The 9,639-nt window shown below is 55.3% G+C and carries 8 protein-coding genes; 3 read left to right on the plus strand and 5 right to left on the minus strand.

The window, feature by feature from the left end; genetic code table 11:
- The first annotated feature begins 371 nt into the window (after nt 1–371).
- Genes CIK74_RS02100 through CIK74_RS02110 form a run of 3 tightly spaced genes read left to right on the plus strand, consistent with a single transcriptional unit; the run spans nt 372 to nt 3,677 of the window.
- A complete protein-coding gene (locus CIK74_RS02100; RefSeq protein ID WP_096254077.1) occupies nt 372–2,414 on the plus strand; it encodes a hypothetical protein in 2,043 nt (680 codons plus the stop codon).
- Nucleotides 2,411–3,046, plus strand: coding sequence for an ATP-binding cassette domain-containing protein (locus CIK74_RS02105; RefSeq protein WP_096254079.1), 636 nt, complete (start codon nt 2,411–2,413; stop codon nt 3,044–3,046). The genes CIK74_RS02100 and CIK74_RS02105 overlap by 4 nt, the downstream gene beginning before the upstream one ends.
- A 58-nt stretch (nt 3,047–3,104) precedes the next feature.
- The gene (locus CIK74_RS02110) at nt 3,105–3,677 is read left to right on the plus strand and encodes a histidine phosphatase family protein (RefSeq protein ID WP_096254082.1); all 573 of its coding nucleotides are present in this window, start codon (nt 3,105–3,107) and stop codon (nt 3,675–3,677) included.
- Here the strand turns inward: CIK74_RS02110 and CIK74_RS02115 are convergent, their stop codons facing one another.
- The 5 genes from CIK74_RS02115 to CIK74_RS02135 form a co-directional block, all read right to left on the minus strand.
- Nucleotides 3,678–4,718 carry an alpha/beta hydrolase gene (locus CIK74_RS02115; protein WP_096254084.1) on the minus strand — a complete coding sequence of 347 codons (1,041 nt, stop codon included), beginning with the start codon at nt 4,716–4,718 and terminating at the stop codon, nt 3,678–3,680.
- 134 nt (nt 4,719–4,852) lie between these two features.
- The gene (aceB, locus tag CIK74_RS02120; protein WP_096254086.1) at nt 4,853–6,490 is read right to left on the minus strand and encodes a malate synthase A; all 1,638 of its coding nucleotides are present in this window, start codon (nt 6,488–6,490) and stop codon (nt 4,853–4,855) included.
- 81 nt (nt 6,491–6,571) lie between these two features.
- Nucleotides 6,572–7,873 carry an isocitrate lyase gene (gene aceA / locus CIK74_RS02125; RefSeq protein WP_096254098.1) on the minus strand — a complete coding sequence of 434 codons (1,302 nt, stop codon included), beginning with the start codon at nt 7,871–7,873 and terminating at the stop codon, nt 6,572–6,574.
- Nucleotides 7,874–8,185: 312 nt separating this feature from the next.
- Entirely contained in the window at nt 8,186–8,788 is a 603-nt protein-coding gene (locus CIK74_RS02130) for a HutD family protein (RefSeq protein WP_096254088.1), read from the minus strand.
- Nucleotides 8,789–8,797: 9 nt separating this feature from the next.
- Entirely contained in the window at nt 8,798–9,349 is a 552-nt protein-coding gene (locus tag CIK74_RS02135) for an AAA family ATPase (protein ID WP_170947702.1), read from the minus strand.
- Between the last annotated feature and the right edge of the window lie 290 nt (nt 9,350–9,639).

Below are 9,639 nucleotides of genomic sequence, written 5' to 3' on the forward strand. Positions count from 1 at the left end.
AATCTCGGATCTTGTTTGAGGTGCATGTGATCAGTGGCTGTGCGCGTGATTCAAAGAATTTAAGCCAGCGAGTGCCTCAAGAATTTTACGTGCTGTGCGGTGTTGCTCGGGGTTGTTTGTGGTCAAGATCTATCGTGAGATAGCTCATCTGCGACGCCGGAACCGTTTTTGTCACGCTCGGCGTAAGAGCCCAGTGCGGGTATAAAGCGATTTTCGAATATATTCGCACTGGTCAGCGACGTGTTTCGCAAAAGGTCGAGGCGACTCTTCAGGTAAACTAAAGCCCGTAAATAGCGCGAAGTAACGATGGACAGCAGCCCGCAATGTCGATGCCTTCTGACGTCGGTGGGCAAAGCAGGCGGAAAGAACAAATGAAAAATACCGGACTGCGACTAGCCGTTGCCGTAGCCGTTTTATACTCACTTTTTGTCTCTTTCATGGTCACCAAGTCCATTGATGAATCAACGCTTGCAGGCGCGAGCAGAATTCTTGTCTCGGGCACACAAACGTTGTCCGGCAATCAGGGGCTGGACGTACTGGTTCAAGGATCAGCGCAACGCTCCGGCTCCACCATAGTGCGAGAAATTCGCGATTTACATGATGCTTCGGTGCGTCACTTCTATTTGGCTAGTGGCAATAACGAGCACAAAGAGGCGAGGTGGTTGGACACCGGGTTTCCGCAGTTCAGCCAGGGTGTCAGTACTAACGTGCACGCAGCAACAGAGCTCAGCGGGGTAGACCCACGCGGAGAATACTTCATCATTGGCAATTCAGCCGCGCTGGCTATGGTTGTCCATGACTTTAGCGAGTTAGGTTATGCGGTAGAAACCGAAAAAGCGGGCGCTTTTATTCCGGGCGCTGTCGGAGAGATTTTCTTTGGTTCCCTAGGGGCGGCAACGCTCGTAGTTTTATTGCTCGTGGCATTATTGACCGGATTTTCGGTCCTCTCACGGGCAAAGAGCTACGCGATTCTTCGGTTACATGGAGGCACCACCAGTACGGGCTTAAAACGAGACCTCCGGCAAGAACTACCTGCCATCGCGGTGATACTTGCGCTTTCCTTCACAGCGGCGCTGGTGGGACTACTGCTGTACAACGGCTGGAACCAGCTGGGCAGATATCTGGGATCGGCGCTTAGCCTCGTAACGCTCATGTTATTCATCGTCATCTGTATCTATGTTGCGGCGTTACGTTTGGCATTCGACGTGAAAATCCTCGAAGCGATCAAGGGCAAATTCGGGTTCAAAGTTGCGGTTCCGGCCACCTATCTTTTACGTATCCCAAGCATCATCTTGGCGATAACGCTTATTGCCTCGGCTTTCGCTGCGAGTACCGCAGCCTCGCAAGCGCAACGAAACCAAGAATCCTTAGCCGATGTAGGCAACGTGGCAAAAATCTTCTTTGAAGGCCTTTTTGCCTCACAACAGACGGAACAGTTAGCGGTTGAATCGGGGATTTGGCTTAAAGAACAAGACCGTCTGGGACACACCATAATGGTGAGCACACTTGCTGAGTACTCGTCGAGCGCGGCACTTACTGACGACGTATTGCTAGTTAGCCAGGGATATCTCCAGCGCAACCGAATCCTTGATACTCAGGGGCAACAAATAACCGATATCCCGGACGATGAGGTTCTCATCATGATTCCCGAGCACTCCACACACTCCGCTGCCGAGGTGAAAAGCGCACTGCTAGAAAACTTTGGAGACAGCCAAGCACCTACGATGAGCACTCTGGTATTGCGTGGTGCGCAGAGTCATTTCCTCTATGGCACAGGAGCGGACCACCCAAACAAGCCGAGGACGCTGGAGGACGTAATTGTTGTTGGCATCGGGGCGAACTCAGGGTTCATTGCCGATGATGGCTACATGTCGCTAGCCAGTAGGGGCCAGCTTCTGATGGCGGATGCAGGGCAAGCACTGAATGATACCCCTAAAGAATTCTTGGGAACGTGGATGTCCGCCTACCATCCGATCGCTCAGTTGGCCGCCGAGGATTCAGCGACGTTGAAGGAATCCGTTCGCTTCCAGACAGTATGCGCCGCCGTAGCACTTCTGGTGCTCCTCGCAACCGCCGTAGGAATGGCGCAGATTCATGTACGGGGTAATGCCCAGCTGATCTTGGTGCGATATCTGCATGGGTGGTCGTTCTGGTCCACCCACCGGTGGCTCTTCAAAGCTGAAGCAGTTGTCCTAGGGCTAGCTGTGGCGTGGGCGACGATCAGCGGAGTATGGGCGGCTCTTCGCGCGAAAACTTTCGGCGAGGTATCGCATGTAGCCAATGATCTGGCCGTAGCGCAATGGCAACCTGTGGTGGTTCTGGGCGTAGCGATGTTAAATGCCTTGCTACTTTTTGTTGTGGTGCGCATGAAGACTCAACGCCTGATTCGCACCCAAAGTGAGGAAACCGCATGAGCAATATCGAGGTTCACGGGGCCACTAAAAAGTTTGGCTCCAAAGCACTATTTCAAAACCTAACGTTTAGCGTGCCTGCCGGGCAAATGATGGCGGTGATGGGAACCTCCGGATCCGGAAAGTCGACTCTTTTGAACTGTCTAGGGTTACTAGAAAAATTCGATGCCGGAAGTCTCACCGTGGGCGGGCAACAAATCTCCGCCTTTTCCAGCAAGGAACAACGTTGTTTCCGGCGTGACTCTTTGGGCTATATGTTCCAAAATTATGCGCTGATCGAAGACTCCACGATTAGGGATAACCTCGAAGTAGCGCTCGCAGCTTCGGGTAAAGCAAAGATCCGAGGTGCCGACTTTGACGGAGCGTTGCAACGTGTGGGTCTAGGTGGGCGGGGTAATGAGTTGGTCTATTCCTTATCCGGGGGAGAGCAACAACGGGTGGCGTTAGCTAGGCTGCTGGTTAAACGTCCTGCGGTAGTGCTTGCTGATGAGCCCACCGGTGCCTTGGACAGCACTAATGAATCCATGGTGATGAACGAACTACGCAATATCGCGAACGCGGGTGCAACCGTACTAGTCGCGACACATTCGAATGTCGTGATGAGCCATTGTGACACGGTCCTGGACTTGAGCTAGCGCAACGCTGGCACCGCGGGCGCAACAATAAAGACACGCACGGTGGGAGAATGAACTTATGGAACTTGGATTCATCAGACACGGTCAGACTCGCTGGAACCTCGAAGGACGCTTGCAGGGAAGTAGCGATATCGAGCTGAATGACACCGGGCGGGCGCAAGCCAGCGACGCGGTGCAGATCCTTGGCTCCGCACGCTGGGACGTCATTGTTTCCTCTCCACTAAGCCGCGCACGTGAAACCGCGCAGATCATCGCCGACGGGCTCGGCCTAGAACTTGGCCCAGCCTATGATCTGCTCATCGAGCGTGATTACGGCGAAGGCGAAGGGGTTTTGGAAACTGAGGCCGCACAACGCTGGCCGGGTAAAATCGGTGGTGGCATCGAATCTTTGGAATCGGTGGTTGACCGCGGGTTGCGCGCCATCGAACAGATCGCTTCCGATTACCCGGGTAAAAACGTTGCAGTAGTCTGTCACGGCACGATTATTCGGTACACGCTCTCGCACTTCGCCGGTTACCAGCTGGACACTATCCGCAACGGGTCGGTAGCGATCCTAGAATATGAAATCGATGGTTGGGAACTAAAACTGGTCAACGACCAGATGCCACAACCGCCTGTCAAAACCCAGTAGTTAGTCGCGTTCTACGGTGCGCTGTACCGCCCGAGCAATACCCGAGTCAGATTGCTGACTCTTAATGTTAGACAGCCATGATCCCAGCCGTAGGTATGCGTCGGAACGTATCGAAACTGGTGAAAGAAACACGTCATGCAGTGCGTTGGGTAGTCGAACCAAATGCAGTTCGCGGCCTAGATTAATGCTTCGTTGCGCGACCACCTGCACGTTCAATGCCACATCGGAGCGGCTAGCGGCGTCATTCCAGCGCGGCAGCAGATAGTCTTTGGCGCTAAGCATGACCAGCACCGGTTGCTTCAGATCCAGGCCCTTCTTGACCTTTGCCTGGGCAGCGAATACCGCGGAGATGAACCCGGTGTGCAAGGGAAAACCGTTGGCCGGACGCCAAGCTAAGTTGTAATCCCATTCGCCTTCAAAACGGTTGGATACCGTGCGGGTGTAAAACCCCGGGTCGATGCCCGGGAGGTTTCGGTAGGGGTTGCGATGGCTGGTTGCTTTCAGGATTTTTGCTAATGCGGTGCGTCCCAGCTCCGAGGCCTGAAATTCCAGCCACGGACTATTAAGCGCCAACGCATCAACCTTGGTGGGATTCGCCGCCGCGTAGAGTGATGCGCTGAGTCCTCCGGTGGAATGGCCGAGCATCACAAACCGTGTGCCCGGATGAGCGCTGGAGATAATTCGGTGCGCCGCATCAAATTCTTCGAAATAATCTTCCAGGTTAGTGATGAACCCCGGCACGCTGGAGGCGCTGAGGTTGCGCCCGTAATGACGCAGATCTAACGCATAGAAGTCGGCTCCGGCCTCGGTGAGGAACTGCGCTAACTCGGTCTGGAAAAAGTAGTCAGACCAGCCGTGCACATATAGGATCGCTAACCCACGCAAGGGTGGGGCAAAGCGTAACCGGCGACCAACCGGACGGTGACGGATCAATGTCGCGGTGGAACCGTCCGTGAGGGGTAGCTTGCGACTGGCATAATCTGCGCCCAGTACATCCGCGCCCCAAAGCTCCTCGTTGGGGGAACGAAATTGGAAGGCCATAAAGATATCCTAACCGCGCACGAAAAACGGCATCCCCCGGATGGGCTGGTTACCATCCGATGAATGCCGCAGTTCGTGGCAGTGCGCATTAAGTTGTTGAGTTTAGGCGCGGACCGCCGAGTTACTGTCCTGGACTAGCTGGCCATTTCGTAGGCCGGTGCTGGGGTGTCCAGGTAACGCTGGTAGGTGTTGGACGTCAAGAAGGTGGGGAAGTCATCGCGCAGGGCGCAAGCTTCGAAGATTTCTACCGCTTGTTCGAAGCGGTCCCCTTCAAAACGCTCGATCTTGTCGATGGTTTCATCGGTCAGTTCGTGCATCCAGGCCCGGGTGATGACCTCACCGGTGTCGGTGATTGCCGACTGGTGGATCCACTGCCACAACTGGGAACGGGAGATTTCCGCGGTAGCGGCATCTTCCATCAGGTTGCGCAGTGCCACCGCACCGTTGCCGCGCAGCCACGACTCAACGTAGCGGATGGCGATCTCGATGTTCTCGCGGATACCGCGTTCGGTGATTCGACCTTCCAGGCCCTCCACGTTCAGCAGTTCCTTGGCCGAAACTTCCACATCCTCACGGGTGCGGGAGATCTGGTGTGGATTTGCACCCAATACCCGGTCATAGACCTCACGAGCTACCGGAACCAGATCCGGGTGTGCCACCCATGAACCGTCAAAGCCGTCGTTGGCTTCGCGGGCCTTGTCCTCGGACACCTTTTCGAAGGCGATCTGGTTGATTGAAGCATCCTTACGGCTTGGCACGAAAGCGCTCATTCCGCCGATTGCGGTAGCCCCACGGCGGTGGCAGGCACGGACCAACTGTTCGGTGTAAGCCCGCATGAACGGGCTGGTCATGGTCACCAGCTCGCGGTCTGGGAAGACGAAGCGCGGACCGCGGGAACGGAAGTTCTTGATGATCGAGAAGATGTAGTCCCAGCGTCCTGCGTTCAGTCCGGCCGAGTGCTCACGCAGCTCGTAGAGGATTTCCTCCATCTCAAATGCGGCGGTGATGGTCTCGATGAGTACCGTGGCACGAATGGTGCCGCGCTCGATACCCAACAGTTCCTGAGCCAGCACAAACACGTCGTTCCACAACCGTGCTTCGAGGTGATTTTCCAACTTCGGCAGGTAGTAGTACGCGCCACGGCCCGAATCGATCAGACGCTGTGCGTTGTGGAAGAAGTGCAAACCGAAGTCTACAAATGCGCCGGCAATTGGCTTGCCGTTGATCAGCAGGTGCTTCTCTGGCAGATGCAGGCCACGCGGGCGAACCACGATGGTTGGCAGATCGCTCAGCTCGTAGCTGTTCAGCTTGTATTCCCGGCCATCAGGGTCGGTGAAATCAAGTTCCCCATCCAATACCCGCAACAGGTTGACCTGATTCTTGATCACGTTCTGCCAGGTAGGGGAGCAAGCATCTTCCATATCTGCCAGCCAGACGTTGGCACCCGAGTTCAAGGCGTTGATTGCCATCTTGCGTTCAATCGGCCCGGTGATTTCTACGCGGCGGTCCTGAAGACCCGGTGCAATAGGCGCAACCTGCCATGACGCATCTTCGCGGATGTGGCGTGTTTCCTCCAAGAACTTCGGGTCATGCCCATTGGCAATGCGAGCCCGGTTCAGCTGACGACGCTGCATTAACTCAACACGGCGGCCCTCAAAAGCCTGGTGCAGGTTGGAAATGAAATCCAACGCCTGTTCGGTGAGGATCTGTTCCTGGTAACGAACTGGGGTAGCGGTGATCTGGATCGAGTTCAGGGAGGTGGGGGTAAACATGATGTTCTTCCTTAAAAGTTTGGGGTCGGTGGGGCCGGCGTCATTGCCGGCCCCACCGTCAGGGCCCCAAGGGGTCCTGATTTAGTGGAACTGTCCTTCTTCGGTGGAACCAACCAAAGCCAGGGTGGAGGCGTTGGGGTTCAACGTGGTGGCGATCTTGTCGAAGTAGCCGGTACCTACCTCGCGCTGGTGCTTGGTTGCGGTGTAGCCGCGGGACTCGGAAGCGAATTCGCGTTCCTGCAATTCGACGTAGGCACTCATGCCCTCTCGGGCGTAGCCCTCGGCCAGGTCAAACATCGAGTGGTTCAGTGCGTGGAAGCCGGCCAGGGTGATGAACTGGAAGCTGAAGCCCATCGCACCGAGTTCCCGCTGGAACTTGGCGATCGTTGCATCGTCCAAGTGCTTCTTCCAATTGAAGGAAGGTGAGCAGTTGTAGGAGAGCATCTGATCAGGGAATTCAGCCTTGACCGACTCAGCGAACTTGCGAGCCAACTCCAGGTCCGGGGTTCCGGTCTCCATCCAGATGAGGTCGGAGTACGGAGCGTAGGCCTTGGCACGGGCAATACATGGTTCGATTCCGTTGCGAACCTTGTAGAAACCTTCGGCGGTGCGCTCGCCGGTGATGAACTGCTGATCTCGTTCATCAACGTCCGAGGTGATCAGGGTGGCTGCCTCGGCGTCGGTGCGGGCGATGACTACCGACGGGGTTCCCGCCACGTCGGCTGCTAGGCGGGCCGCATTCAGCGTGCGAACGTGCTGCTGGGTTGGGATGAGCACCTTGCCACCGAGGTGGCCACACTTCTTCTCGGATGCCAGCTGGTCTTCCCAGTGGACCCCGGAAGCGCCGGCGGTGATCATCGACTTCATCAGCTCGTAAGCGTTGAGTGGTCCACCGAAGCCTGCCTCGGCATCTGCGACGATGGGGACCATCCAGTCCTCAACGCTCTGAATGCCTTCGGAAAATTCGATCTGGTCTGCGCGAAGCAAGGCGTTATTGATGCGGCGGACGACCTGTGGAACCGAGTTGGCCGGGTAGAGCGACTGGTCTGGGTAGGTCTGCCCAGAGAGGTTTGCATCCGCGGCCACCTGCCAACCGGAAAGATAGATGGCTCGAAGTCCGGCCTTGACCTGCTGGACCGCCTGGTTGCCGGTCAATGCGCCTAGTGCGTTGGTGTAACCACCGGTGGGGGTTTCCTCGGTGAGCTGCTTCCACAGTTTCTCCGAACCACGCTTGGCTAGCGTGTTTTCTTCTTGAACACGACCCTGCAGGTTTACGACATCAGCGGCACTGTAATCACGGGTGACACCGTTCCAGCGTGGGTTGTTCTCCCAGTCGTTCTCGATAGTTGCGATGCGGTTGTCAATTGAATTCTGCTCAGTCATTGTGCTGGCCCCTTCGCCCACATGTTGGTGTTCGTCCGTATTCATTCGAATGCGGTGAACTTCTTCGTGACATTGACTATTCCGCAGATGCAAGGGGTGCAATAGGGGTCTTTAGAGGAAAGATTTGCAGTTCTTTGACAAAGCTCAAAAATATTGAGTTCTTCGCATAAATTCGCGTCATTAGGGCAAAACTGCTCAAAAGTGGAGAGTAGAAAGGAAAGAAGTTAGTTTTTTCAGAAATTGGAGCGTGCTCTGGCTAACTCTTGTGCGCGCTTAAGGGTGGGATGGTGCGTAAATGAGTGGTTTTACCGGTTAGGGCAGATCCAGTGAGACGACTGCCATGAAACCGCGACCAGAGACGGTCGGTTCGGCCGTATCGCCACCGATGACGGTGTCGCGCACTTCCAGCTTTTGTTCTTCGCCGTTGAGTTTCAGAATGCCGTTACCCTGCACCAATACACCTAGCTGGCCATCGAACAGGTACTGATCGCGTTTCTTGGACAGTTCAACGATGCGCACTGTGCCGCGCACGCGTCCAGACTGGGTCGTTAGGTGCAGGACGAGTAATTCCTCAGCGGGCTGGCTGGTTGTCACGGGGTTGGACGTTTCAATTTTAAGTGGGCGCAACGGTTCAAGTCCGTGAATCTGCCCGTCAACATCAAGCTGGAGGAAATCTCCTGCAATGAGGGTTAGCGCCTGTGCAATACCAGAGCCCTGAAAGGAGCCTGCTTTTTCAATTGAACGAATCGAGAGGTTCCAGCTCGCGGAGTCTTGCACGACGGCGGTGAGCTGACCCTCGGTGGTTAGCTCGCCGGCGCATATCTGGCGTACCTGCCCCAGCTCCCATTGTTTTTTGCTGCTCTGGGCTAGTGGGAAGATGGTTCCTGGGGCGAACTGCGCGGCTGCTTCACTCATAATTCGAGTTTACTTGTCCAGAACTGCTAGTAGCTCATCAACCACACCATCAACGCGTTGGGCGGAGCTGATCACCGTCCATTTATGTCTCGCCGCCATCTCTAAATATGCGTTGCGGCTCGCCTCAAGGAATTCCTTGGTTTCGGTATCCTCGCCGCGCTGTTGAATTCGTGAATACGCCGTGTCCGCACCAACATCCAGCACAACCACGTCAGCATCTTTTGCACAGGCGAGAGCTAGCCAGAGGAAGAATCGACCTTGTGGCAGTCCGCGCACCTGGCGAAGCGCAAGCTGGCAGGCTACGTGACGATCCATCACGGTGACTCCGGAGAATAATGAAGCTTTGATCGTATTGCGCGCGACATTAAACAGTCGGAATATTGATTCGATGCCATCCTGGGTGGCGCGTGAAATTTCAAAACGAGAATTGGCGACTCGGTGATTCAACCATTTACGCGCTGCTGGATTCGCCACTCGCTGGGCGAGAACATCTTCTTGCTTCAGGGCGTGGACGAGTGCGGCGACGGCGGTGCTTTTGCCTGAACCATCGATGCCGAGCACAATCAGGGTCCCGCTGAACCGTAAAGCTTTGGGGTGATGAACGGGGCGCTGTGTGATTTCGGTGGTGATAATCGCAGGTCCTTAAGTAGATGTCTTAATCTCTACAACGTTCAAGTACCCGGTGTTGATAGCGAATTGTTGCTGAGAGTTTCACGTGAATCCAAACCTTTAAGTCCTAGGGCGCGAGCTCGATAATTCACAGCATGCGGTGGAGGAATTTCCCCAATGTCATCCCTTGGGTTATTGAAGTTTGCCAAAGCGCTGACCTAGCCCAGTGATTTCATGAAGAT

Origin of the sequence: Glutamicibacter sp. BW77, assembly GCF_002332285.1 — a bacterium.
Taxonomy (GTDB): Bacteria; Actinomycetota; Actinomycetes; order Actinomycetales; family Micrococcaceae; genus Glutamicibacter; species Glutamicibacter bergerei.